General features: G+C 35.4%; 19 protein-coding genes, 1 tRNA gene and 1 riboswitch. Of the genes, 2 read left to right on the forward strand and 18 right to left on the reverse strand.

Going from position 1 to position 26,899, the window contains the following annotated elements; translation table 11 throughout:
• Positions 1 to 146 precede the first annotated feature (146 nt).
• The 9 genes from H3T46_RS08015 to H3T46_RS08055 form a co-directional block, all read right to left on the reverse strand.
• Positions 147 to 1,379, reverse strand: coding sequence for a lipopolysaccharide assembly protein LapB (locus tag H3T46_RS08015; RefSeq protein ID WP_198196987.1), 1,233 nt, complete (start codon positions 1,377 to 1,379; stop codon positions 147 to 149).
• Positions 1,380 to 1,408: 29 nt separating this feature from the next.
• Positions 1,409 to 1,849, reverse strand: a complete 441-nt coding sequence (locus tag H3T46_RS08020; protein WP_230880467.1) for a biopolymer transporter ExbD — start codon at positions 1,847 to 1,849, stop codon at positions 1,409 to 1,411.
• Positions 1,850 to 1,901: 52 nt separating this feature from the next.
• The gene (locus H3T46_RS08025) at positions 1,902 to 2,354 is read right to left on the reverse strand and encodes a biopolymer transporter ExbD (RefSeq protein WP_155568954.1); all 453 of its coding nucleotides are present in this window, start codon (positions 2,352 to 2,354) and stop codon (positions 1,902 to 1,904) included.
• The gene (locus H3T46_RS08030) at positions 2,351 to 3,304 is read right to left on the reverse strand and encodes a MotA/TolQ/ExbB proton channel family protein (protein WP_198196986.1); all 954 of its coding nucleotides are present in this window, start codon (positions 3,302 to 3,304) and stop codon (positions 2,351 to 2,353) included. The genes H3T46_RS08025 and H3T46_RS08030 overlap by 4 nt, the downstream gene beginning before the upstream one ends.
• Positions 3,305 to 3,463: 159 nt before the next feature.
• Positions 3,464 to 3,673 carry a hypothetical protein gene (locus tag H3T46_RS08035; protein ID WP_155580126.1) on the reverse strand — a complete coding sequence of 70 codons (210 nt, stop codon included), beginning with the start codon at positions 3,671 to 3,673 and terminating at the stop codon, positions 3,464 to 3,466.
• An 86-nt stretch (positions 3,674 to 3,759) separates the two neighbouring features.
• Positions 3,760 to 4,473, reverse strand: a complete 714-nt coding sequence (locus tag H3T46_RS08040) for an energy transducer TonB (protein WP_198196985.1) — start codon at positions 4,471 to 4,473, stop codon at positions 3,760 to 3,762.
• Positions 4,474 to 4,566: 93 nt separating this feature from the next.
• Positions 4,567 to 5,698 (reverse strand): peptide chain release factor 2 gene (gene prfB / locus H3T46_RS08045; protein ID WP_110438641.1). Its coding sequence is split into 2 segments (ribosomal slippage): positions 4,567 to 5,628 and positions 5,630 to 5,698, totalling 1,131 coding nucleotides; the frame shifts between segments, so codons are not numbered across the junction.
• Between the two features lie 80 nt (positions 5,699 to 5,778).
• The gene (locus H3T46_RS08050) at positions 5,779 to 8,316 is read right to left on the reverse strand and encodes a penicillin-binding protein 1A (protein ID WP_198196984.1); all 2,538 of its coding nucleotides are present in this window, start codon (positions 8,314 to 8,316) and stop codon (positions 5,779 to 5,781) included.
• A 123-nt stretch (positions 8,317 to 8,439) separates the two neighbouring features.
• Positions 8,440 to 9,342 (reverse strand): aldo/keto reductase, encoded by a 903-nt coding sequence (locus H3T46_RS08055; RefSeq protein ID WP_155567803.1) that lies wholly within the window; start codon positions 9,340 to 9,342, stop codon positions 8,440 to 8,442.
• Positions 9,343 to 9,664: 322 nt separating this feature from the next.
• Between H3T46_RS08055 and rdgB the strand changes: the two genes are divergently transcribed.
• Positions 9,665 to 10,270, forward strand: a complete 606-nt coding sequence (gene rdgB / locus H3T46_RS08060; RefSeq protein ID WP_198196983.1) for an RdgB/HAM1 family non-canonical purine NTP pyrophosphatase — start codon at positions 9,665 to 9,667, stop codon at positions 10,268 to 10,270.
• A gap of 45 nt (positions 10,271 to 10,315) precedes the next feature.
• Here rdgB and H3T46_RS08065 read toward each other — a convergent pair whose 3' ends face one another.
• The 6 genes from H3T46_RS08065 to H3T46_RS08090 form a co-directional block, all read right to left on the reverse strand.
• Positions 10,316 to 12,928 carry an MMPL family transporter gene (locus tag H3T46_RS08065; protein WP_155580122.1) on the reverse strand — a complete coding sequence of 871 codons (2,613 nt, stop codon included), beginning with the start codon at positions 12,926 to 12,928 and terminating at the stop codon, positions 10,316 to 10,318.
• A gap of 459 nt (positions 12,929 to 13,387) precedes the next feature.
• The gene (gene ribH / locus H3T46_RS08070) at positions 13,388 to 13,864 is read right to left on the reverse strand and encodes a 6,7-dimethyl-8-ribityllumazine synthase (protein WP_155565079.1); all 477 of its coding nucleotides are present in this window, start codon (positions 13,862 to 13,864) and stop codon (positions 13,388 to 13,390) included.
• Positions 13,865 to 13,905: 41 nt separating this feature from the next.
• Positions 13,906 to 15,183, reverse strand: coding sequence for a 3,4-dihydroxy-2-butanone-4-phosphate synthase (gene ribB, locus H3T46_RS08075; RefSeq protein WP_155580121.1), 1,278 nt, complete (start codon positions 15,181 to 15,183; stop codon positions 13,906 to 13,908).
• Positions 15,165 to 15,800 (reverse strand): riboflavin synthase, encoded by a 636-nt coding sequence (locus tag H3T46_RS08080; protein WP_110438635.1) that lies wholly within the window; start codon positions 15,798 to 15,800, stop codon positions 15,165 to 15,167. The genes ribB and H3T46_RS08080 overlap by 19 nt, the downstream gene beginning before the upstream one ends.
• Positions 15,782 to 16,906 (reverse strand): bifunctional diaminohydroxyphosphoribosylaminopyrimidine deaminase/5-amino-6-(5-phosphoribosylamino)uracil reductase RibD, encoded by a 1,125-nt coding sequence (gene ribD, locus H3T46_RS08085; RefSeq protein ID WP_232349973.1) that lies wholly within the window; start codon positions 16,904 to 16,906, stop codon positions 15,782 to 15,784. Before ribD ends, H3T46_RS08080 begins: the two co-directional genes overlap by 19 nt.
• Before the next feature lie 83 nt (positions 16,907 to 16,989).
• Positions 16,990 to 17,144: riboswitch (FMN riboswitch) on the reverse strand.
• 120 nt (positions 17,145 to 17,264) lie between these two features.
• Positions 17,265 to 18,923 (reverse strand): ribulokinase, encoded by a 1,659-nt coding sequence (locus H3T46_RS08090; RefSeq protein ID WP_198196982.1) that lies wholly within the window; start codon positions 18,921 to 18,923, stop codon positions 17,265 to 17,267.
• Positions 18,924 to 19,127: 204 nt separating this feature from the next.
• On the opposite strand from H3T46_RS08090, the gene H3T46_RS08095 reads away from it, so the two are divergent.
• Positions 19,128 to 19,202 (forward strand) — tRNA-Thr (locus tag H3T46_RS08095).
• A gap of 1,328 nt (positions 19,203 to 20,530) precedes the next feature.
• Here H3T46_RS08095 and H3T46_RS08100 read toward each other — a convergent pair.
• The 3 genes from H3T46_RS08100 to H3T46_RS08110 form a co-directional block, all read right to left on the reverse strand.
• Positions 20,531 to 23,380, reverse strand: a complete 2,850-nt coding sequence (locus tag H3T46_RS08100) for a hypothetical protein (protein WP_198196981.1) — start codon at positions 23,378 to 23,380, stop codon at positions 20,531 to 20,533.
• A gap of 352 nt (positions 23,381 to 23,732) precedes the next feature.
• Entirely contained in the window at positions 23,733 to 24,155 is a 423-nt protein-coding gene (locus tag H3T46_RS08105; protein ID WP_198196980.1) for a hypothetical protein, read from the reverse strand.
• 586 nt (positions 24,156 to 24,741) lie between these two features.
• Positions 24,742 to 26,899: hypothetical protein (locus H3T46_RS08110; protein WP_198196979.1), on the reverse strand; the 2,158-nt coding region annotated here is incomplete at its 5' end.

Genomic DNA, 26,899 nt, shown 5'->3' on the forward strand with positions numbered 1-26,899 from the left:
ACCTATCAAGAAATATGCCTTTTAAGTGGATTTATCAAAATAGGCAAATAAATAAACAATTGTTAAAAATATCGCAAACTATCCTCTTCACGAAAAAGCATATTATTATTAATTACTTAGTATTTCAATATATCCTATTTCAAGATTTAGGATTTTGTCTGTAATTTAATCAGCCATAAATCAGCAATTTCTTTTATAACTCCCTGTGCTTGGATAGATTTTAGATTTTGAATTGATTGATTTTTCTGGTTAACTTGTAGTTGTGCCATTGCATAATGAAGCAACGCCTCATTAGAATCTTTCAACGTTTTTTTCAGTGCTTCCTTCATCAATAGTAGACCTGACTGACCTTTACCGTCCATAACCTGATCATATCCAAGCATCAACATATCATCACCATTTGGTGCCTTTTCGAAAGCTTCCAATTTTGCAGGTAACGCTGATTTATTCTCGTTAATTTTATCCTGAATAAATTTCCTAAGTCTCATAACACGTGTCGAGTTATGATCCGTACCCAATACTCCCTTGTCATAACCAGCCGCAAGGATTTTCAATGCGAAATGCGGCATATTGGCTTGCATTGCCACTTCCGCCATTTCCATATATTCTTCACTGGTCCTCATTAAATTCATGTTAAAACGCAAATTGAGTATTTCAAGTTTGACAGAGGGTGATAAATCACGGCTGGATGATAGTGCCGCCATAATATGCCCCCAATATTCGGCTTTGGGATAATGCATAGCCAATTGCGTGTAACTATGTCGCAAACCATCCTGATCTCCAAGTTTTTCTTGGCAATTAGCCATAATTTGCCACTGGGATTCAGCTGGTACCTGACCATTTTTTATTTCTTCATCTATTTGTTTTTGCTGAGCTGTCATTGCTTCCTTATAGTTATTGTTGAGAAAATATGACTGGATCAGCAATGTTTTCATATGTGTGTTGGTACCACCAACCAAAAAATACTGTTTAATATATTCTATTGCCTTCACATATTGTCGAGCTCGATAGGCAAGGCTGGCCTGCGCCATTCTTATTTGAATTTTTTCGGATGCAGACGTACGTGTGGAATTAATCAACTCATCATATCCGGTAAAGGCTGCATCAAGATCATTCTGCTTGATTGCCAAAGCGATCCGCAAATGTTCAATAATATTTTTTTCATAGGCGGAAGGATTTGGAATTGTCTGAACTTCCTTAAGCGCAGCATTGGCCTGGGCAATCTTTCCCTGTTTCATAAGATGTTCTATGTTTTTTAAAGGAGCAGCCATTTTTTGGCTTACCACTTCTTTGGATTCAATAGAAACTGAATATAAACCTCCAGCAGTTCCCAATAAAGCCACCATCCATAAATTTCGCAATAAAGTAACAGGTTTCATAGTTTAATATCCCGATCTATCCTCATCCATTACTGTTGATTGGCAATTGTTATCTTTTTTATTCCTAACCGTTGGGCATCAGCCAAAACAATGGCAACATTTTTATAATTGGCCAATCGATTGGGCTTTACGACAACAACTGGCTGGTCAGAGTTAGCAGCTATTTCACGAAAACGATCAAGTAACGCATCCTCATTGGAAATAGCAGTATCATCAATCGACAAACTATTATCAAAATCAATACCGATTGTCACCGTTTTTGGAAGTTCTGTTTCATTTACTGGAACTGCTCTTCCCAAGGCCAATTGTACGGATTGCGTCTGTAGGGGAATAGTTATGATCAACATTACCAATAAAACCAGCATTACATCAATCAAGGGGGTCGTGTTAATATTTACCATGACCTCTTCTTCCTTTTCACCTTGCTGAATCATGATTCTGCGAGCATGTCCAGAACGTAATGAACGCATTATACTATATCCTTTTCAATCATATAATCTGGCTTAACCCTATACCGTATTACTATTTCCTAATGGGTTTCGTAATAAAATCAACCCGACTGATCCCGGCTTGCTGACAATCCTGGATAACCTGACCAACTTTCTCAAATTTTGCCTGTATGTCTCCCCAAACTTGAATTTGGGGCTGAGGATGTAAAGATGCTACCGAAGCCAATTTTGCCTTTAATGCATTCTCATCAGGTAATAGCTGTTCATTCCAAAATACCTGACCATCCGCCTTAATGACAAGGGCTATATTTCCTACCTTGGTTTGAGTTAAATGACTGTTACGTTCTGGAATATCAACCTTTACAGCGTGTGTGGCAACAGGAATAGTGATTAAAAAGATAATCAGTAGTACAAGCATGATATCAACCAAGGGGGTTGTATTGATTTCGGATACCACCTCATCATTATCCCCTTCCGCGCTGATAAAATCCCTCACACCACGATTACCATTCAAATTAAAGCTCATGGGCCTCTCTTTCCTTGCTCGAGGATCGCTTTTTTATTATTCAGGTTTCCCCCAAGTAAGACTGTTTGAACATCTGCAGCAAAATTGCGAGTTTGATCCATAATCACTTTATTGCGACGAACCAGGAAATTATATCCCAGAACAGCAGGAACAGCCGTAGCCAAACCAATTGCTGTCATAATTAAAGCCTCGCCTACAGGACCGGCAACCTTATCCAATGTAGCCTGTCCAGCGATACTAATGGCGGTCAAGGCATGATGAATACCCCAGACTGTTCCGAACAATCCTACAAAAGGGGCAGTGGATCCAACCGTTCCCAAAAAAGCCAGACCGCCTTGCAATTGTCCCTGTATCGTGTCAAGCGCTCTATGTAAGGCCATGGACACCCAGCTGTATAAATCAATCGTTTCTTGCAAGGAGCCTTCATAATGCATCAATGCATCAATACCATTTTCAGAAATATATCGATAGGAAGAGTTACCACCTAAACTCTCCGTACCCTTTTTTAAAGTGTTTTGTTGCCAGAACTGTTTTTCACGCACTTCTTTTCCAGCACGCGTTACACGGTTTTGGACAACAATTTTTGCAACGATTACATACCAGCTCCCTACTGACATTATTGCCAACACAAGCAATGTTATCCTTGAAACAATATCACCCGCTTTCCACAAAGCTTTTAAACCATATGGATTTTCTGATGATTGAGGGACAGCTTCCGGTTTTACTGGATTGTCTATACTCGAAGAAACGACTGGATTTACGTTGCTACCCGCTGAATTTTGCATTGGTTGAGAAGCGGAGTTATCATGTGCAGTTGATGTTGGTATATTTTGCTGAGGCTGCTGTGCAAAACCATTGTTTATACCTGACAGGCAGAGCATTCCAGAAAATGCGGCAATCACAGTGAATTTAAAACGAATCAATCGAAATAAACTTTTATTTTTATCCATATTTAACACATTCCTTCGTTAATTTTACTGGGCAGTAATTTCTTTAAACAACCTCAGACAACATAAACATATTCATCGTTATTTATTTTTATATTGATATGAATAACCATCAACTTATAATTGATTCTAGGTTCATTTCAAACCTATATACCATATCTGTTATCGAATTGGTGACGCTCTGGGATTGATTTTTGATAACCCAATAACGTGACGATCATGTTCCTTAAATATATTTTTACAAATATTTAAAGCATCAACTAAACCATCCCTAAAATTTTTGTCATAAAAATTCATATCATGAAAGCACAGATTATCAATGTTGGTCTGCCCAATATATTGTTTGGTAAATTTATTCATATTTTTCGACATTATCGTAACTAAATTTAAAGAAATTTTATCTTTATTTGCATTTAAGGTGATTGCTTGACATATCCAATCCAAAATAAATGAACCATTTATCCAGCACCTAATTTAAAACTGATTGTAAGACGATGGTTTTTCTCTTTTACCGGCATACCATTGCGTGTGGCTGGACGATAACGGGCAGAAGCCACATAACGTAGAGCCTCTTCTTTAAACGAGTTTCCTCCCTTGGCTTCAATTACATTACAATTATTGGTATGACCATCCGCTTCAATATCACAGGATAGTATAACCCGACCTTCCTTACCCGCCGCTTCCATATCAGGAGGATAATTCATTTTAACACCATTAAGTGCACGGCTGCCAGCACTTCTGTCAGGAGGACCATCATTTGGAGTATTCGACATCCCCTCACCAGATGTACCATTCATATTCCCTTGATTTTGACTATCGGATGCCGAGCTTTTTGCAGGTTGGGCAGCCGGTTCCCTTTTTTTGACTTGTTTTTTTACAATTTTAGGCGGTTTAGGTTGTACAGGGGCTTCTGTATTGATTGGGGGAGGCTCAATCTCTGTTGGAGGTGGAACAATCATTTCCGGTGCAGGTGGTTGTGAAACCTGTGCGGAAGCTGAGGATGCTGCGGAAGATACATCTACAACCCTTATTTCTAATGGAGCAGGCATATCTTCTTTTTTATTGGAATGCATCAGAAACAACAATCCAAGAATTCCAAAAATATGAAACAAAATAACAAGAATTAAAATACCAATAGATTCAATAGGATGACGTTGATTAAGATTAACCATGAATCACTTTCCATTTCCTGTGAAATTACTCATCTTCAATACTTATCCACTGATAAATCACTATTAGTCAAAGTTGTTAACAAAGCCTTTTTATCATGTTGCTTTCGCACTTGCTTCTGAACGTGTTGCCCCCACCCTTAAAGCCAGTGCCGCTGCCATGAAATCATCCAGATCACCGTCCAGAACAGCATCTGGATTGGTTTTTTCCACATCCGTTCGCAAATCTTTCACCAATTGATAGGGTGCCAAAACATAAGAACGGATTTGATGACCCCAACCTATATCAGTTTTATTGGCTTCTGTCTGTGCCGCCTCTTCCTCGCGTTTTTTTAATTCCAATTCATATAGACGGGCCTTCAACATTTCCATTGCTGTTGCCCGATTACGATGTTGTGATCGATCCGTTTGACAAGCGACAATAATTCCTGTTGGAACATGGGTAATTCTTATGGCTGATTCCGTTTTATTGATATGCTGTCCGCCAGCACCCGATGCACGATACGTATCGATTTTCAAATCTGATTCATTTACTTCAATATCAATTGAATCATCTATAACTGGATAAACCCAAACAGAAGCAAAAGATGTATGACGTCTTTTAGCTGAATCAAAAGGCGAAATACGAACCAAGCGATGAACTCCCGCTTCAGTTTTCAGCCACCCATAGGCATTTATCCCGCTTATTTGCAATGTTGCCGATTTTATACCAGCCTGTTCCCCTTCAGTACTTTCCAACATGGTTACCTTATAACCATGTTGTTCGGCCCAACGTGTATACATTCTTAACATCATCTCAGCCCAATCCTGCGCTTCCGTGCCTCCTGCCCCGGAATTCACTTCCAGATAACAGTCATTCCGATCGGCTTCACCAGAAAGTAAACTTTCCAATTCAAGACGTTTAACTTCTTTTTCCATTGATTGCAATTGTTGCAAGGCATCCTGAACAATTTCCATGTCATTGTCCTGTTCAGCCAACGCAATTAGGTCAAGATTTTCCTTGCAATCCTGCTCCAACCGTTCAACCCGCTCAATTTGATTGGCAAGCCCTGTTCTTTCCTGCATAATCTTTTGCGCATTTTCCGCATCATCCCATAGATTGGGATCTTCAATGCGGTTATTTAACTCGGCTAGACGATCTTTAGCTGTATCCCAGTCAAAGATGCCTCCTCAGCAGTTCTAAAGACTGCTCTATTGTTTGTTGGAGTGTATCACTCTCCGCAGACATACTCGTTTCCTTTATTTACCTTAAATGCAATTAATTATTAATCCAATTAACAAGATTTTAATAAAAATACAAGGTCAACCTTAATATAATCCACCCATACCTATATCTTCCCCTTCACCTGAAGATGAAGATTGACCTGTTTTTTCACCAATCTTTTTTTCACTTCCTTCATTAGATGGAGATGCAATCCCCTCATTACTATCCATGGACTCTTCAGAATCAGGTATATTTTCAGCTCCTGTATCCTGGGCTGTCAACTCACCCGTTGCTGCCCCCTTATTCAAATTGATGCTAATTCCCGGGGTTTGTCCTTCCTTGAAAGCATCGGTTACACTTCCTTTACTCGTATCATAACTTGCTAGAAAAACACCTTCTGGTTTTGCAAAAACAAGTTTGGGACGATTAGACAGAATGTTTTTCATGAATTCATTCCAAACTGGCGCGGCAACAACAGCGCCAGACATACCTTTTCCCAATGTTTTTGGCTGATCAAACCCAAACCATACTACTGTCACGACATCCGGTGAAAATCCTGCAAACCACGCATCATTAAAATCCTGACTGGTTCCTGTCTTGCCGGCAAGTGGACGATCTATGCCACGCGCTGCCGACATACCGGTTCCACGTTTCATCACGTCTTCCATCATGGTTATAATTTGATAGGAACTTTGAGCTGATGCAACACGTTTACGATGATCAATAATAAGGGGAAGCCTATCTGGATCTTCCGAATGTTCCAACTGCAAGACATCTGAATGCCAGATTACCTTTCCATTCCGATCCTGAATATAGTCAATTAAGGTTGGTTTTGTTAACAACCCCTCTGCCGCAATACTTGCATAGGCACCAGCATGACGGAAAACCGTTGTCTCCACAGCACCCAAAACGGCAGGTAAAACCTTAGGCATTGAATCCACTTCACCTAATTCAATTGCCAAATTTGAAATAGCATTCATCCCGACTTGAGCGGCCAAACGAATGGTGACCAAATTCCTTGAATAACGTAAGCCATTATGTAACGCTGTTGGCCCCCAGAATGTTTTTTCATAGTTGTTTGGATGCCAGCTACCTGCTGAAAAAGGGGAATCCATAAAAATCTGAGATGGCGGAATATTTTGTTCCATCCCCGCCAGATAAGCTATGGGTTTGAAAGAAGAGCCTGGTTGTCGTTGAGCTTGTGTCGCTCGATTAAACTGTGACTCAGCAAATGACCATCCACCAAACATGGATAAAACGCGGCCTGTCTGAACATCAACAGAAATTAACGCACCTTCTATCAGAGGAACCTGACGCAAGGCGACTTTACCATTATCAGCCAAAGGCTCAATTAAAACAACATCGCCCATTTTTAATGGATGAGAAGAACTCTTTGTCCAACTTACATCCTTATTTTCCAATAAAGCCAATTTCTCATTCTTATTCTCCAACCATCCAACTTTTCCCGTACTACTATTCAAAACAATGGCAACACGCCATGCATCCAATATCCCGGCAGGATTTTTTTGTCTGGCTAGCAAATCACTCCATTCTTTTCCATCTTCAATATTTAAATGATTTATTGCACCTCGCCAACCATGTTGCCGATCATATTTCATTAATGCCTGCTGCATTAACCTTGTTGCTAGATTTTGATTTTTCAGATCCAAACTCGTATGAACTTCCAAACCACCCTGCATTGTTTTATCCATTCCATAGCGATCTATCAGATCACGCCTTACAGCCTCGGAAAACCATTGTGTTCCTGCCAAAGGTCCACGTCTTATAACAGATTGTGTCACTTGCAGAGGTTCATCCATTGCCTGTTTCAGGACTTCTTTGCTGATTGCACCAGTTTCTACCATACGGCTCAAAACGAAATTACGACGTTCCAGCCCTGCTTTTGGATGATGATAAAGATCATAATTATAAGGAGATTTCGGCAATCCACCGAGATAGGCCGCTTCTGCCACGGTCAGCTGATCAAGATTTTTATGAAAATAAGTTTGTGCGGCCGCAGCAACCCCGTAGGCACCATCACCAAGATAAATTTCATTTAAATAAATTTCCAGAATTTGATCTTTGGTCAGGGATTGTTCAATTCGAATTGCCAAGATAGCTTCCTTAATCTTGCGATTCAAATTCCGCTTATTGTTAAGCAACATATTACGCGCAACCTGTTGCGTAATCGTTGAGGCCCCCACCAGACGCTTACCTGATGTTTTACGGAACATATCTTGTACAACCGCACGTACAATTGCCAAGGGGTCTATCCCGCCATGAGAATAGAAATTCTTGTCCTCTGTCGAGATAAAAGCGTTCTTGACCCGATCCGGAATAAGGGTAATGGGAACAAATAATCTCCGCTCTGATGCCAATTCTGCCATGACACGATCATTATTGGCATATATCCGGCTCATAACAGGCGGGGCATAATTTTTCAACCCCTCAACAGTAGGCAAATCCTGTACGGCTCCCTCATATTTTATCCAGGCAAATAATCCACCTCCCGCAAGAATAAAAAGGAACAAGCCTGCAAGTATTCCAACCAACATCCGCCATATACGGTATCTGGGGCGTTTTATAATTGAATTACTATATTTATTACCAGTATTAGACGGATCAGAATTTTTCGAAGACATAAAAAAAACTCTACATCAATTGTGAAAACTCGATTATTAGGAGTTATTCTTATATAACATTTTTAATATGAGTAAAAAACAACTATGTTGTTATTCCAAGAATATGTCGATCTTTTATTCGGTTTACAAATATAATTTTGCAGATTTTTTTTGTTTATCCCAAATCTTTTTCCCCTCCAAATCAAGTTTTGTCCATTCATCATCCGTCAAATTAACATTCACCGCTGCTGTATTTTCCTCTAAATGTTGAACGGAACCCGTTCCGGGAATGGGAACAATGATTTTTGAACGTTTTAATAGCCAGGCCAACGCTATCTGACGGGCTGAGGCGTGTTTTTTGTTCATAATTTCTTCAAGAACAGGACCAGTGAATTTCACCCCCTGTTCCAAAGGTGCATAAGGTATGAAAGCGATATTATTTTCATCACAAAAATCAACAACGGCTTCTGATTCCCGATTAACCAGATTATATTTGTTCTGAACGGAAGCAACCTTGAAAAATTTTGACGCACGTTTAATCATCCCTACAGATACGGCAGATAACCCAACATGACCGATTAGTCCCTCCTGCTGCATTTTGGCGATAGCTTCAAACTGTAATTCCGGAAAAGTATCTTCCCCCACACGATGCAATTGCCATAAACGGATTTGATCCAGTTTTAGACGACGCATACTCATTAAAACACATTGACGTAAATAATCTGGACTGCCAATGGGTCGCCAAATATCCGGCCCATGCCGAGTGTGCCCCCCTTTTGTGCCAATCAATAAATTTTTCGGATAAGGATAAAGTGCTTCGCAAATTAATTCTTCGCTGATAAAAGGACCATAGCTATCTGCCGTGTCGATAAAATTAATCCCCAATTCTAACGTACGATATAAAGTTGCAATAACTTCCTTACGATTTTCAGGTTCCCCCCATACACCTTTACCAACAATACGCATCGCACCAAATCCCATTCGATTAATCTTGATTTGGTGATCAAATTGAAAATTACCTGCTAAAGCCGCATCAATTGACTGCATTCTTTTTTCCTATCATAAATCATTCATTAATTATTAAAATTAAATGATTTATAAAATAAATACCACTTTAGAAAAATAAATTATCTATCAGAATGATATAAAGTAATATTTTTAATAATGAATTTTATCTATTCAGTATGAAATTTTATTAGATCATATTAAAAATAATTGTCGCAATAAATCTTGAGATATTATTTTATTGTACATTAAATCATAACCTTATATTTATTCTAATTTTAAACAAATTATTATGGCATTATAATTTAATCAGAGATAATTCTCATTTAAACATATTTAATTTTTGAATGATGAAAGAATTTAAATGTTTTCGCTTCCACCTAAAATTATTCCTGATACAGAACTTGTTCTCGCCACCCATAACCCAGGCAAGATAAAGGAAATTCATCAATTACTTTCCAATTTTTCATTAAGAATTCATTCGGCAGGTGAACTTAATCTGACAGAACCTGAAGAAACAGGGACAACCTTTCATGAAAATGCCCGCTTGAAAGCTTTACAAGCCAGTTATGCCTCAAACATGATTGCTTTGGCAGATGATTCCGGTTTTTGCCTTAATGGATTGAATGGGGATCCTGGTTTATATTCTGCTCGTTGGGCGGGACCCCGTAAGAATTATTCTATGGCCATGCAAAAAATGCATGATAAATTACAGTCCATTCCTGATAAATCGGCTTATTTTATCTGTGTGCTATCCCTTGCATATCCAAACGGTAAAACATATGAATTTGAAGGAAAAGTTGACGGTAATTTTATTTGGCCTCCCCGTGGACAATACGGTCATGGATATGATCCCGTTTTTCAACCATTAAATAACCCGTTAACTTTTGCAGAAATGTCTGATTCGAAAAAAAATTCAATTAGTCACCGTGCTCTAGCTTTTCAAAAATTCATTCAGGCCTGTTTCTAACCCTTACCTCTATATAATCTATTGGAATGAAACATCCCAATAGATTTATTCCCTATCGATATCCCGTTTGGGTAATAACGCAGGAACAAATATTAATGTCGCCACCAATGTACATCCTAGGGATATCAATAGTAATAACCCCATACTCGCTGTTCCAGGATGGGCTGAAGCTGCCAAAGATCCAAAAGCCGTTCCAGTTGTTAAAGCTGAAAATAGAACCGCTCTAGCAGTTGGCGATGATAAGGGATTCGATAGTCCTTCACGCCAATTCATTACAAAATAGATATTAAAGGATACACCAACTCCAAGTAAAAGCGGTAATGTAATGATATTGGCAAAATTCAAAGGCTGATCGATTAAGACAATCACAATAATTGTCATAAGTCCTGACAATATCAAAGGCATTAATACAAGACACATATCCAATATTCGACGTAATGCGATAAATATAATGATGGCCAAAGTTATTATCGCCATAACCGCCGCGATAATAAAAGCATGAACCACTGTATTTGCACTTTCTATGATATCAACGGAAGTTCCGGCCGCTTCAGGAGCAACGGAACGAATTTGTTTAACAAACGTTGCAATTTGTTCATTATCAAGATTTGTGCCTTTTGGATAAATCTCTATCCTGTATAATCCATCTTTTGTTCGATATTCATTTGCCAACTCTTTGGGAACATCAGTTAAAGAAACGGCTGATGGCGTTAACATAATTTCCAGATGGTGCAATTGAAAACCAAGAAAACGAACCAGATCATCATTGATTTTCATGAGGTCATTATCAGACATACTGACAATTTTTTGCAATGCAAGACGTATTCTTTCCAATGGACTATCAGACGTCAGTATATTTTGCACCGAATTGAGTTTATCCAACATTTTCTGCATAGACTGACGTAATTCCAATGCTGATGGTCTGGATTTGATTGATGTGTTTGACAAAGTGTTTAACAAGACCGACGCTGCATCCCTGATCATTGGAATTTTAATTTTTTGATCTTCCGGAACAAAAGATCCAAGCCAAATAACATTTTGCACTGAAGAAAGCTGACCAATCTGATCTACGAGTTTTTTTGCCTCTTCAGGAGATTTAGCCATTACATCTGCTGTATAAGGATTAGTATTCGGATCATTCATCAATAACTGTAAAGCCTTCATCCCTTCAGAATGGGTATCCTTGGTATGAAATGGGTCTGCATCAAAGCTGACCTTTTGATCAACCAGAAAGAAAATGCCGATAACAGCAATCACTGCATAAACAGCAAGGACATACCAACGATAATGTCGAAATTTATTATCCAAACTTTTCAATCTGGGAAAACCAGCCATAGCTTGAACTATTTTTGGCTGTAAAATTGTTAACATGGCTGGCAAAAGTGTTAACGTGCAGATCAAGGCAATAATCATACCCGTGCCAGCAATTAAGCCAAGCTGCTTAACCCCAACAAAATTTGTCGGAGTAAACGCCAGAAAACCTGCTGCTGCTGCAACAGAAGCTGTAAATATCTGATGACCTGTATCATATCCTGTTTTAGACAATGCCAATAAAGTTGATTGCCTTTTATTGGTATTGTCATCCGCTTGAATATCTTGCCCCCTGAAACGAACAGAAAACTGGATTGCGAAATCAACAGCAATACTGACAAACAAAATTGCGAAAGAAACGGATATAAGGTTTAACGTGCCCACCGCAATTGAAGCAAAACCTGTTGTAAGAATCAAACCGATCAATAACACATATAGTATGGGTAAAATAATACGCCAGGTTTTTACCGCAAGGAATAACCAGCCCGCAACCAATACAAAAGAGGCAAAAAGACCGAGAACCATGCCATCCATGACCGTGGAAAATTCCTCATCATTGATTTTTGCATCTCCTGTAATATGAATCTTCACATCTCCTCTTTGAACATATGATATGGAAGAAATGGCTTTTTTTAATGACGCAACAGCCTCCCCTGAAGGTTGCAAGGAGGTTAAATCCATTTTTGGTTTTGCCACTACGATTTGATATCGACCAGCCAAACTTGAAAGTTCTCCAGAAAGACTTTTCTCCCATGAAAAAGGTTCAAAATCTCTTTGTGATGCTTTCTCTAATGTTTTAGCAAATCCATTTAATTCATTTTTATACTGTTCCAGATCAACCTGATTTTCCTTAATACCTTCTACAACCATACCCAACGTATCAAATAATCCTCGTGCAGAAGTATCCGCGGCAAGACTACTCAAAAAAGGTTGTGCACGAATTATTGTATTCAATGTTTGATCCAACACTGGAGGATCAAGGAACATCAATCCGTTTTTAACAAGAAAAGGATTATTTTCTGGTGAACTAGCAAAATAAAAATGTTTTTTATCCTGATTTAACTGATTAACAAGGATTTCTGCACTTAATTCCCTTTCTTCCGGAATTTTGGCCTCAATAATCGCAACTAAAATTCCCTCTCGATTTGGGAAATTCTTTCCCATCCAGTCCGATCGCTGCTTCCAAGGCATTTTCGTGGAAAACATCTTGGTAGTATCAGTAGTTATATCCAGTTTCTTACTTGTTACAAAAATAGATACAATTGCCAGCAACAGATAAACTATAAAAACAAGCCATGCATGACGTGAGCAAAATTCAACAATCCGTCTAATCAATGCAGAAACCATTCCGGCAACACATCCTTTTCGTACAATACAGAAGAATTCAAAACTCTATAGATTTATAAATATGTTATATCTTTTAATTGAAACAATAGAAGAAAATAGCTTTCATCTAAAAACATTCAACATCCATTATATAAATCAATTTTGTAACAACTTATAAAAAAGGAATAACAATTCAGAAATTTTCATTATGGTTCGATTTCAATATTCTGAATTTTGGATTATTAACTTTTCCATATGACGAATTCTTCTGGCAGTTTAATTTTTTTAAAACTGAAAAACATAACTACTCCTTTTTTTTATATATTTAAATCCCAAAAATAATAAAAATTCATTCAAGATACAATCAATGTTATGCAATTAATAATTATTCTCAATTAATATATAAAAAATAATGCAGCTTTTTTCTTTCTTGATAATTGATCAAGCCAATTACCAAGAAAAATTAAATACTTGAGAAATTTAAATTTTTTGTAATAAAGCCAAACTTTCAATACAGGCTGCCACAGCCTCGCGACCCTTATTCTCCTTATTTTCTTCAGAACGGATTTGTGCCTGTTCCGAAGTATAAGTGGTTAAAACACCAAAACTGATAGGAACTTCTGTATGCAAACTGGCCTGCATCAATCCGATAGTTGCACCCAGACTGATAAATTCAAAATGCGCTGTATCTCCCTTAATTACACACCCCAAACATACAACACCATCATATTTACCTGACTTGGCTAGTTTTTGTGCGATTAAAGGCAATTCAAAAGCTCCAGGTGCATAATATAAATCTTCTTGATAAAAAGGAATTTGATGTTCAGACAACCATTCCTGTGCTCCTTGACACAATCCATTCGTTACTGTTTGATTAAACCGGCTAACAACTATTGCGATCCGTGGTGGCTTGGAAAATGAAAATTTCTGTATTGATTGAGGAGCTTGTTTTATCATGTAAAAACCTTTATTCACTAGTTATAAACTCTAACTGAAATTTATATTTCAGATAAATGGGTTAAAAGATGCCCCATACGATCTCGTTTTGTTTTTAAATATTGACTGTTAAAAGGGTTAGCATCAATTTCCAATGAAACACGATGACGAATTTCAAAACCCTGTTTTTTCATCATTTCAACCTTGTTCTTGTTATTCGTCATTAAATTTAAAGATTTGATACCAAGTTTTTTTAAAATGGCACCAGCAACTTTCCAGTCACGCATATCAGTCAAAAAACCCAATTGATGATTCGCTTCGACCGTATCAAACCCTTTTTCCTGTAATGCGTAAGCCTCAACCTTATTAAAAAGCCCTATTCCACGACCTTCATGACCGCATAAATATAACAGAACACCACATTCAGATTCACCAATCATTTTCAAGGCCTGATGTAATTGGGGACCGCAATCACATCGCAAAGAACCAAACACATCCCCTGTCAAACATTCTGAATGCAGACGAACCAAGGGAATTTGTTCATTGGTTTGATGAAATGGAAAGTCTCCTTTCATAACGGCCAGATGTTCATTACCCTTCAAGTCTATGAATGCCTGAACCTTAAAATCCTCTCCACCATAACAATTGGGTAAATGGGCTCTTGTTCCCGCTTTCACCAATGAAGATACGGAATCCAATTTTTTCGCGTCATACTGTTCACGCCAACGTATAATTTCAGCAATTGTAACGATTGGAATACCATATTTTTCAGAAAACTGACGAAGCTCCGGCATTCTTGCCATTGATCCATCATCTTTGACAATCTCACAAATTGCGGCAATAGGCTTCAATCCAGCGATTTTTAATAGATCAATCGAGCCTTCCGTATGTCCATTTCTGGATAAAACACCATTAGGATCGGCAATTAAGGGGAAAACATGACCGGGACAAATAATATCCTGCGCAGTGACGCAATCCCTTGCAACCACTTCAAAGGTTTTTGCACGATCCGAAGCAGAAATACCTGTTGTAATGCCCTCTTTTGCTTCTATAGAGACTGTAAAAGCTGTCTCATGTGGTGAGGTATTGTGTTGAACCATTAATGGTAAACGAAGTTTCTGCGCCAGCTCACGTTGTAAAGGCATACAAAGTAAACCTTTGGCATTCGTAATCATAAAATTAACGATCTCAGGCGTTACAAATTGCCCGGCAGCAACTAGGTCACCTTCGTTTTCACGTCCCTCATCGTCAACCAACAAAACCATCTGCCCATTTTGCAAGGCAGAAACAGCATGTTTCAATTCCGCACTTAAAGTTTGATTCACTTTTGAACTTGACATAGATTTTCCACGTATTTTGAAATGATATCAACCTCGATATTGACAATGTCATCAACCTTTAACAAGCCGAGCCGTGTATGGTTCCAAGTATGCGGAATAATCATCAAATCAATCAGGAACTCATTTATTCCGTGATTTTCTTCGGCTGTTTCTTTTATCCCGTTAATAGTTAAACTGACACCATCTATGGCTATTGAACCTTTTTCCACAACATACTTACGTAATGAAGAAGGTAAAGCGACAAATAATTGATGTGCCTCACCTTTCTGTTCAATTTTGAAAATACGGCCAGTTGCATCTACATGCCCCTGAACAATGTGACCAGAAAGCCGGGTGGAAGGTGTTACGGCCCGTTCCAGATTTACTTTCATATTTTCAATTAAAACATATAGATTCGTACGATCTAAAGTTTCTGAACTGATAAAAAAGGAAGCTTCATCATTCGTACCTAGTTTTGTCACCGTCAAGCATACACCATTTACGGCAACACTTTCACCAAGAATCAAATCTGGTATACCAGTTTTAATCTTAATTTCCATAGCTTGAATTTTTAAATCCTGCTTTTCATATTTAACAGCTGAAACAACACCAAGAAACTCTATGATACCAGAGAACATAATGTGCCCTCCTTTCTTTTCGAAAAGTCAACAAAATTGAAATGGGATAAAAGTAATCGCGTAGGTGAAGCAAGATGGTTAGAAATTAACTTTAACTGATCATCCCCTTTATTTTGTTTTCGAAATATAAGCCATTCATCCCAAAGTTTCTTTTGACGAATGACTTGCAATAACTGTGGCCCTCCTTCAACCATTCCCCATAATATATTATGATTATGTAATAAATATGGTAAATCATCAATTTTTGAACATGTAACAAGAGAAAAATTATTTTTTTCAGCATTTTTGATATAATTTACAGGGACAATTTTCTCTAGAGGCTTTTGCTGTTTAGTGCAAATAATCAACAAGCGTTTTCGATCCGGGTGATCAGGGACATAGCGCACGGTGAAAGAGGGATTATCCTCTTTAATCGTATTCACACCTGTTATAATCGCCTCAGTTCCACGCCGCAATTGATGAGCCTGACATAGGGATGTAAAAGAGGTGAATGTCTTTTTCCCTATTGGTGGAATCATGGAGCCTGCAACATCAAGAGCTTGTTTAACCGTTATCCAGGCTTTCCCTCTTGACACAGATTGAATAAACGGAGCAATAAGATCCTCACATTTTTTTTGCCAGTAAAGAGATTTTTTACCGCAAAGATCTCTTAACAAAAAAACTTCTTTGCCGCCTTGTCTTAACCGTTCATTACCAGCACCACAAACATTAGGATTGGGATCAGCAACTCCCACCCATATACGACGGGCCGGAGTTCGTAATAATGATTCAGAACAAGGTGGCGTACGCCCTATATGGTTGCAGGGTTCTAACGTTACTATAACATCATGAATTTTATCCCAAACACCTGCAACACGACATTGCCGCAATGCCAACGCTTCGGCATGTAGCTTACCTGCCTCATGATGGGCTGCAGTAGCAAGGATTTTACCCTGTTGATCTAAAATTACACATCCAACAGGAGGATTAGGCGCTGTCTGCCCAACATAAAGTAAAGCTTCGCGTATAGCATATGAAAAAGCATTAGAGATTGCTTCGGGTAAATCAATTCCCTCATTCATTTTTAATTGTTCAGCCTGTGAAACCGAACCTAAGCGTGCTTGCATTTCTAGTTCCTATCTCTAGACGCACGCGGGCACTCCATAACATACCTTCTTCACGTTATTAACGAAACGTAAAAGGTAAATTATATCGTTCTTTCTCATCCGGACTGTAACCGTCGGCTTTGGAATCGCACCAAAATCTGCTTGACCCTGCATTATTACAATACAGGCGCTCACGGGCTTAAGAACATGATATTCTCTTACCGTCGGTGAGGAATTACACCTCGCCCCAAGAACGTCGTTATTTAATTATCATCCATTTACTGGACATCATTAAGATAAGCATTTTCATTCTTGTAATCAAGTTTTTTCAGGATAAACACCCATTTCCTCAATGATAAATATTTTTTGATACTTAATTTTAAACATATTGTCTTTCCAAAACCCTAGCCCATTGTTGATACTGACCGTATATCCGTTCGTATTGTTCAGATAAATGCAAATCAGGTTTATAGATCTTGGATATAGGACTGGACATATGGTGCTGAGCTTCCAAAACTGAAGAATACACCTTTGCAGCTACGGCCCCTAAAATGGCGCTCCCCAAAGCACAACACTGTTCAGAATCTGACACTTTTATTTCACGTTTCATAATATCGGCACATGTCTGCATTATGATTGATGATTTTTTAGCAATTCCGCCAATTGCAATAATTGTGTTAATAGGTATATCCTGTTCTACAAAACATTCCATAATAGCCCTTGCACCACAAGCAGTGGAAACTATCAAGCTTCCAAAAACCGCAACTGCATCAGTGGCCAATGTTAATCCTGTAATTATTCCTTTTAAACGCTGATTGGCATAAGGTGTTCGACGCCCATTAAACCAGTCAACTGCAATCGGTAAATATTCTAGATTCTTATTTTTATACCATTCTTCAGCTAGATTATTTAGTAAATCATGCTCAATTTCATAAAACTCTTGCAAATGTGTAAAATTATTACGTGCATAGAATTGCAAGGGCCAGCCTAAAAAACGTTGAAACCACGCAAAAATATCACCAAAAGCGGATTGTCCCGCCTCGAAACCGATATATTCCGGGACAATACTACCATTAACCTGTCCGCATATCCCTTTGATAAACCTATCTTTTACCTGCTCATTTTCAGCCATTAACATATCACAAGTTGAAGTTCCTATGACCTTTACCAGACTATAGGGTTCAATACCCGCACCTATTGCACCGACATGGGAATCAATTGCCCCGCCTGAAACCGTCACATTTTCGTTTAAACCAAGTTTTTCCGCCCACTCCTTTGTTAACTTGCCAACAGCCATATCAGCAGTATAAGTCTCTTTAAATAACGGATAGGGTAATTCTTCAACCATTACAGGATCTAGGTCTTTAAAAAACTCATAGGAAGGTAAACCGCCCCATTGTTCATTCCAAAGGCATTTATGACCAGCCGCACATCTGTTTCTTTTAATTATATAGGGTAAGGTTGTGCCTGTCAGCAACGCGGGAATCCAATCTGAACATTCAACCCAAGATACTGTGGCTTTTTTAACAGCCTCGTCATTTCTGAAACTATGCAAAATTTTTGACCAAAACCATTCTGATGAATAAACCCCTCCACATCCTTTTAAAAAAACAGAATATGCTGGTTTTTGACATAATCGATTAATTTCTTCCGCCTCTTCAATAGCGGTATGATCTTTCCATAAAATAAACATTGCATTTGGATTTTCTGAAAAATCAGGCCGTAACGCAAGAATTTGACCATGCCTATCTAATGGTGCAGGACTGGATCCTGTCGCATCAACTCCAATAGCAACAATATTTTTAGCAACACCACCCAATTGTTTTACGACTGAGCAAACAACCTCTGTTAATGATTCCATAAAATCCAGAGGATGTTGCCGAAATTGATTTAAAATAGGATTACAGAACAACCCCTTTTTCCAGCGTGGATAATATGTGATACTTGCTGCAAGCTCTTCACCATTTTGACAATCTACAGCCAGAGCGCGAACGGAATCGCTACCAAAATCAAGACCTATTGCAATTTTATGAGGCATATATTGTATATCCATGGAAAATAATTGGAAAACAAAACTGTTTTCATATAATCCCCCTTCACTTCATGATTATCAATTTAATTTCAAGCAATCAAAAAAAATTGATTTTTTATTATAAAAATTAAAAATATTAACTTTTTTGTATTTTTTTCTTGAAATTAAATCTAAAATCAGGCATAGAACTGCACGTGTTGATTATATATTGCCGGATTAGCACAGTGGTAGTGCAGCGGTTTTGTAAACCGAAGGTCGGGGGTTCAAATCCCTCATCCGGCACCACAAACATAACAAAATCGATATGTGGAAATTTAATATAGTGTGATCAATTATAATTCACCTAATAATTTATTATAGAAATAAGTTATTATTTCAACGTGTAAAAAATTATTGATCAATATAAACAGCCAATAATTTTCTATATCTTTTATTCGCTACCAAATTTAATAATAATAAATAAGCATTGTATAATTGATTAATCATAATTTACAGTTATATTTACATGTTTTGTGAACATTTTATCCATTGTTCAAAACAATATTCTATCAAAAAATTATAATTTCATTTAACATGAATTAGAATTATTATTTATTCAAATAAATATATATTTATTCTTTATTATTGTCATAAAAATTAATTATTATTAAGTAATAAATATAACGATATATAAATTATTGACTATTAGTATTGATATTCACAATTAATTTTGCTAGATTGATTTAGGTAAGGTAAAAAAGGCCTTTATTTCTAAATAAAAATTATTTAAAACCTTTTGAAATTTTTAGTTAGATGTTGTGTCAATAATAAAGGAGGTAATTCTTTTTTTACCTTACCTTATTGATTATATACATTTTATATAAAAAAATCTATAAAAATCATACATAAAATAATTATTTTTAAATTATTAATCTAATAATTTCTTTTATATTATTTAATGAATATTACATATTTTATGTTTTATATTCATAAATTATTTTTAATCTATTTTAACAGTTTATGGCTTATTGAAAATGGTCATAATTCTTCAAATTACTTTACCTAAATTGATACTATAGTATTTTTTATGATACTGAGCCATAGCTACAGTCTTCGTGACTTAAGATAATAATTTCTTAATTCAAATATAAAAATACGAAATATTGCCACAACAAAAAAATAATTACCTATTAATATATCAGGTTTTAGTAATCCCTGACTATCTAAATTAAAGTTTCCTGCAATATATATTAATAAACATATTAAAGATTGACGCTTAGCATTATTTAAAAAATTATTGCAAATGTCACAATAAGTTGCTGGTTCCATCTGACAAATACTTAATGCTGGTCCATTACCCATTTGTTTTAAATAAGTAAAATTACCTGAATATCCTTCAACCAAACAATTACCAGTAACCTATGATTATCAGTGCGTTATTTTCAAAGACCAAAATAATTTAAAATTGACATAACAACACAATATTTAAGGTGATTTAAACAAATACCTCCCGTTGTTTTTAATATAAAAATTTACCTTTAAAAATAAAAAAAGCCCACCATTAAGGTGGGATAAAATTATTATAAAAATTTAATGTATGATTTTATAAAATAAAATCATAATTAATTGATTGTCTAAAAATCTGACAAAGCGACACGTTTCCATTTGTTTGTAGAAACACATACATAATGATAATTTGTATCATCTGTAAACTCTCCTGTTGTACAAGACGCTGATGATGAAGATGGTGTTGACAATAAACCAATAAATCTTCGTGATGAAATGGAACCCCTAGCAGTAAATTGATCACTTTCCATACTATTTGCCTTAACCGTGCCATTAAATCTATAATTATTACCATATCTATTATTTGTAAAATAGAAAGTGTTTGATTCCAATAAGTTACCAAAATCATCTCTATTATCACCATCCCGATTATAAAACATATCAATCATGTTATTATTCGTATCAGGGCTATTAGTTACGAAACGTAAAATATTGTTTTTATGATTAAGCTGAAGAAAATTAGTATTAATACTATTGTTATTAGATTGACCAGTTACCGATAAATTTTTATTTATAAAAACATTAGCATCCTTGTCTACAACCAATCCTAATTTAGCTTTATCTCCATAACCAGAACCTAATCCTATACCACCTATATAACCCAACGGATCAAAAAATATCTGACCTAAAACAGCACATTCTTTATTCTCGTTACAAGTTGGTGATTGATTCCAGGCTAAGTTCTGAAGGGGATCAGTAGAATTTTGCTTCGTTAAACCCAAATGCAATGAATTATTTCGCTTGTTATCTACATTACCATCATTAGACATAAATGTCATAAGTTGGTATGAAGCCTGATTGGTTTTTATTTGTCCCAAACCAGATATGCTCATAACATCATTAATATTTTGCAGATAGGGAGATGCTCCTAACATAGTCCATTTATACAAAAAGAAACCTGCATCAGTTTCAAAAGACTTACCACCATATGGCCAAATACCATCAATTTTCAACCCCAATGGCATATGATTGAATCCAGCCATACGCAACATATAGCTTCCTTGAGCCAATGGGTGTCCACCTCCGGAAAAGACCATGGTAAGTCCACGCACAGATGCTTGTCCATCATGATCTTGATTCATAGGAAAATCCCATTCATTATCAAATTCACGGGTAATTGAATCAGGACTTTTATTGAATGATTGTTGAGTGTAAAGATTAAAATTCTTTTGAACCATTCCTAAAAACAGGGCGGGTTTTTGATAACGATGATAATTACTATTATAAATATAATTTATATTATTTATTTGTTCCGGCCTTACAACTGCAGGAATATTAACTTTATCAAAACAATCTGGTCGATTACCAATATGCAATCTCTTTTGTAGTTCCTCATTATCATTTAACTGGTTTTTTGTTAAACAAGCGTAGGAAAGTTTATAATCCAGCTGATCGTTAGCATTTAAGCCTGGAGATTTTATATTGGGATCATCATTAAGCGGATGCTTGTTATTCTTCCATTTTACTAAGTCACCAGCTAAACCTGGATAACTAAAAGATCTCATAAATATCTTGGTTACTTTATTTTGTCTTATGGCAAGATCTTTTTCTTCATCTGTTTTTGTTTTATCTGCTTTAATAGCGTCAATATTGGCTTGATTTAAAACAGTATCGCCAAACCCATCAGCATATCCATAATAATAACCGGGCATGTCTGTATTACCACTGTCTTCATTGGTTCCATTTTCAACACTGGCCATCCCATTGGCGATATTAGTCCATACAGCCATACGAGCGTGCGTAAGATTTCTTTCTTTTTCTGATAAAGATGGATAAATTGCCGCATATTGAGAACCATTGTTATCTTCAGAAAAATCAATAGCATATGCTGTACCATCAGCAGCATAATATATAATTTCTAATTTTTTATCTGGAGTTAAAATATCTTTCAAAACATAACCATCATTAATATTTACTTCTGTCGTATTATTTGAAGGATTATAAAAACCGGGGGTAACTTTTACAGAATTTGATATTTTTCCTGCATTGTTTACAAAATTGATACCCCTCAATTCACAACGTGATCTGCTTTCACCCAACCCACATCCAAAGGTTCCTTTGATAACAAATTTTGTTGCGCCAGCAGGAACATTCGATATTACCGAATATTCATTACCTTTAACAATATATGAACCATCGCTATTTTTAACCAATGTATTCCCACCTATTGAATCCATAGGAGAATTATCCATTGTTCGCATATCCATATTAATGCCATCAGTCACTCCAGAACCACTACGATGGTATGCTTGTGGACCGCTCATATTTGTAAATTGATAGCAAGATCCACCTTGATCTCCTTGTCCGGTATTTTGGCAGGTAGCTTTTATTCCAACTACAGAATTGCGACTACGCCCTCCAACCATTAACGTATTGGGTTTAATATTTCCCCAATCATACCCTGGTTGACTCAAAAATATTAAATTGGCATTATTCCTATCATCATTATACGGATCAACTGGTTCAATCCCCCCTGGAATGGGTTTATTTAATACATGTCCATTAATTTCAATACCACCAGCTTTAACCGTTCCATTGAATCGGTAATTATTACCATATTTATTATTCGTGAAATAAAATGTATTCCCATCTAATGGATTACCAAAATCATCCTTATTATTACCATCCGCATTATAAAACATATCAATCTCATTATTATTAGTATCAGGACTGTTGGTAATAAAACGTAAACGATCATTTTTTTTATTTAACTGAATAAAATTACTATTTATTGAATTATTATTTATTCTATCATTATTTACATTGGCCGTTATTTCTCCATTTTTATTTAAACCAGCCACTCCATTAGCTACATTTATTTGAGATTTGGCCACATAATCTTCTGCATATGTAATATGAGAAAAATTTATAATAGGGGAAGATACAACCCCCAGCATTAAAAGAAATTTTAAATTCATTTTTTTGACTTTGTAATATATTAATAAATAATTTTTGTGATATTATTATTTTTTAATGTTTAAAATTTTACATAAAATAAATGCTAGAAATTAAATAATTTCAAATATTTACTGTAAAATCTCTACACATTTAATATATTATTATTTAAGAATAATACATTCAATATTAATTTTATTTAAGAAATAATTTTATTAAATTAATATTTTTTATTTTTTACACAAAATTCTTATAATAACACATATCATCCGTATAATCATACTTAATGAAATAGATATAGCTATTACAGGAATAACCCATGGATCATGTAATCTAATCCATTCAACATTATTTTGCCACCACCATTTAATTAATTCATAAATTGTATTCATAAACCTGCTCTACTCCTGACAATATACGTGCCAGAGCGTAAAGGTTAATCAAAGCAAATATTCCCCAAGCAAATAAACAAAAATGCGATTGTGATCCATAAACAAAATTGTTTAATGTTTCCCAAATAAACAAGGTTGATGCAAAAAAAGCTGAAGTGGCCCGTCCCAGCTGGCTTTCATATGATAAAGCTGCAAATTGGACAAATCCTATAAAAATAAATAAACTATACCAAACTTGGTTGGATATAATTTTTAAATAACCCTGGATAAAAAATGGATGAAGAATTTCACTTTCCGGTATTATAATCACATAAATACCAGCACTTAAAAGTAAGATCGCACTCCACCATTCTGCAAACCAATGTTCATGATGATAAAGTGATCTATATAATTTTCTTTTTATCATTTTTTCCTGATATTCGCATGTTTTTTTTAGAAAACTTAAAAGATGCCAGAAAATTGATAAATGACCATAATTTATGTAATCTATTCTTGTTATCTGGCTCTTTCCAAAATCTAGTAATCAATGTGCATAACGTTACACTAAACGTAAGTAAGACTATCAAGTTGAAAGTTACATTGCCCGGTAAAATATTCATGAAATATTGTAATGCTTGTGATAAAAAATCGGTTGCAACCATTTGCTCAAACCTTGAAAATTTTGATAATCACCTTTTCAGGTGATTATTGAATAAAATTAAGTTTTCAACTTGCTTCTAACATTTCTTGCTGACATAAAGGTCCAACAAATAACGAAGGATCTAGCTATTAATTTAAAAAAGATTATCAGCAATCAGAAATTTCGAATTAGAATTGATAAAAAACAATTTAACATTATAAATATCTTATCTGGCAAATAACACGGAATTCTATCGAGGATAATGTGCAAGTTATTCTGATTGGCATATAATGTTTTACTAATCTTTTTGTTTTTAAATTGTTACTAATTGTTTTTATCATCCAATACATAATAATATAAAAGATTTATAATTTTATATTAAATTTAATGTAGTTCTAACTTTATTTAATCCTAAAGGAAACGATGAAAATTCCTGAATTTGTGAAAACCAATAACCCAACAATTTTATTCTGTCCCCCTTTTTTACAATTCTTTTCAATTGACCTTTAATATTATTAGTCGCAATAACGAGTTGTGGTTCAATAGCTATCTCTTTAAAATTATATGATAATTCATCAAGAACATTTATCGAACCTTGATAAAAAAATGAAATGGAAGGATTTATTAATTTTCCACCTCTTAAGTCTAAACTCGCTACTGATTTTTTAGTGCCACCTATTGTAATATAAAAAATCTTACTATTATCACTTTTACCTTGCGTTATTTTTTTCACGTTGCTGTCATAATAGATTATATCACGATCAAATAACGAAATTGGAAATTTGGTTTCATTTATATCATAAAAACAATCATTTTCAGAAATTGAATATATATTATAATAAACATCTCCTGAAGAGATATAATAATTATTACTTGATCGACTCATTGTATCATTATATAGACTGTATCCATATATTTCAGAATTTTTTATTCCGCAATTTTTTTCCAGATACAATCCCGTGCTATTATCTTCTTCATATTGATAAGTTCTAAAAATAATTATATCATCTAAAATCGCTCCGTTTTTTAATGTTATCTTATTCCAATTGACTAAATTTAAGGGTTCATTTCCTCTGTATATCTCATCACCATTATCCACACGATAAACATTAACCAAGACAGGATATCCTTCTTTATCAAGAACAATATTTTCAGAGCTATCTTTTACTTCCTCAACATCTATTACTAAATTGTTGTTGGTTGAGTCTCCTAAATACATCAATGTTTTATTGGAAATAAATCTTTGTTTACTATGTTCCTTAACCCATGAAATTATTTCATCTGTATTCATTGCATTATTATATAAACATTTACTTTTATCTTTAAATAACCAGTAAGATGGATGAGATACTGGACTATCTTCTGACAATAATGGAACAATTGGACAAATAAATTCAGCGTTATTGTAACCTTTTAATCCTATAGGATACCCATCAGTTCCAAACCAAAACAAATTATCTCCCGAGGAATAATCCTTTGTACTTGTACACGTTTTGCTTGTTGAACAAAATTTAGCTTTCACTTCTCCCACAACTATCAAGGTATCTTTTAAAGATATTGCATTATTATACAATTCAACCATGCTACTTGAATACGTGTTATGATATGATTTGCCTCTTGATATCACATTTCTATAAAATATATTTGAATATGAAATTTTTGCATTTTCCTCAATGACCAAAACATATGGATCTTGTCTTTTATTATTTACATTCGTTAATAAACTGATCCCAGACACTTCGGTACCGGATGATATTGTCACATCTACATCAATCAAAATTACTGGCCCTGCATAAGCTTCCACAATTTCTTCTGTAAAAACGTAATCATTAGGATCAATAGCTTTTTTTAAATACTTATTAGAAATTGTATCAAACCAGGCAATTTTACCTTTATTGATACCTTGCGTGATTTTGACAGTCTTCCAATTGCCTGAATCTATAATTGGATATGCACGTTTGAGAAAAAAGGATTCTAAATCTATTTTATTATCCACCTTTATTTGATTATCTTTTGTTTCTTCAGAAACTAAGTCTAAATTTTCTTTAAGAGGTTTAATGTAAGAAGTGATTTTCTGCTGATCAACCACTTCTATAATTTCATTAACTTTATTCAGCTCATTGTTGATTGCCATATCAATGTTAAAAAAATTTTCCGCTTCTACTATAGGAACATATTTTTTTCCTGACATATCACCAAAAGAAATATCATAATTAATATCCAAAATCCCGTCTTCAGGAACGACCCATTCACCAGTTTCTTTATCGAAACACTTAATCCCGTTTCCATCAATTCTACTATTTTTATCAAAAAGAGGTGTCCAATTATCAATTGCTTTTTCACGATCAGATCCAATTGCAATACATTTAACGTCTAAATCATTATTTTCTTTTTTTTCTTGATAAATATTTGTAAATGTTGAAAAGGATACATTATTTAAAACTTTATCGACGACTTTACCCAAAGAGGCATCCTGATGGGATGGAGTTGGGACTTTTATGGTATAATCCAACATTTCAGCAGATAATTTA

Origin of the sequence: Commensalibacter sp. M0133 (genome assembly GCF_016101485.1) — a bacterium.
GTDB lineage: Bacteria > Pseudomonadota > Alphaproteobacteria > Acetobacterales > Acetobacteraceae > Commensalibacter > Commensalibacter melissae.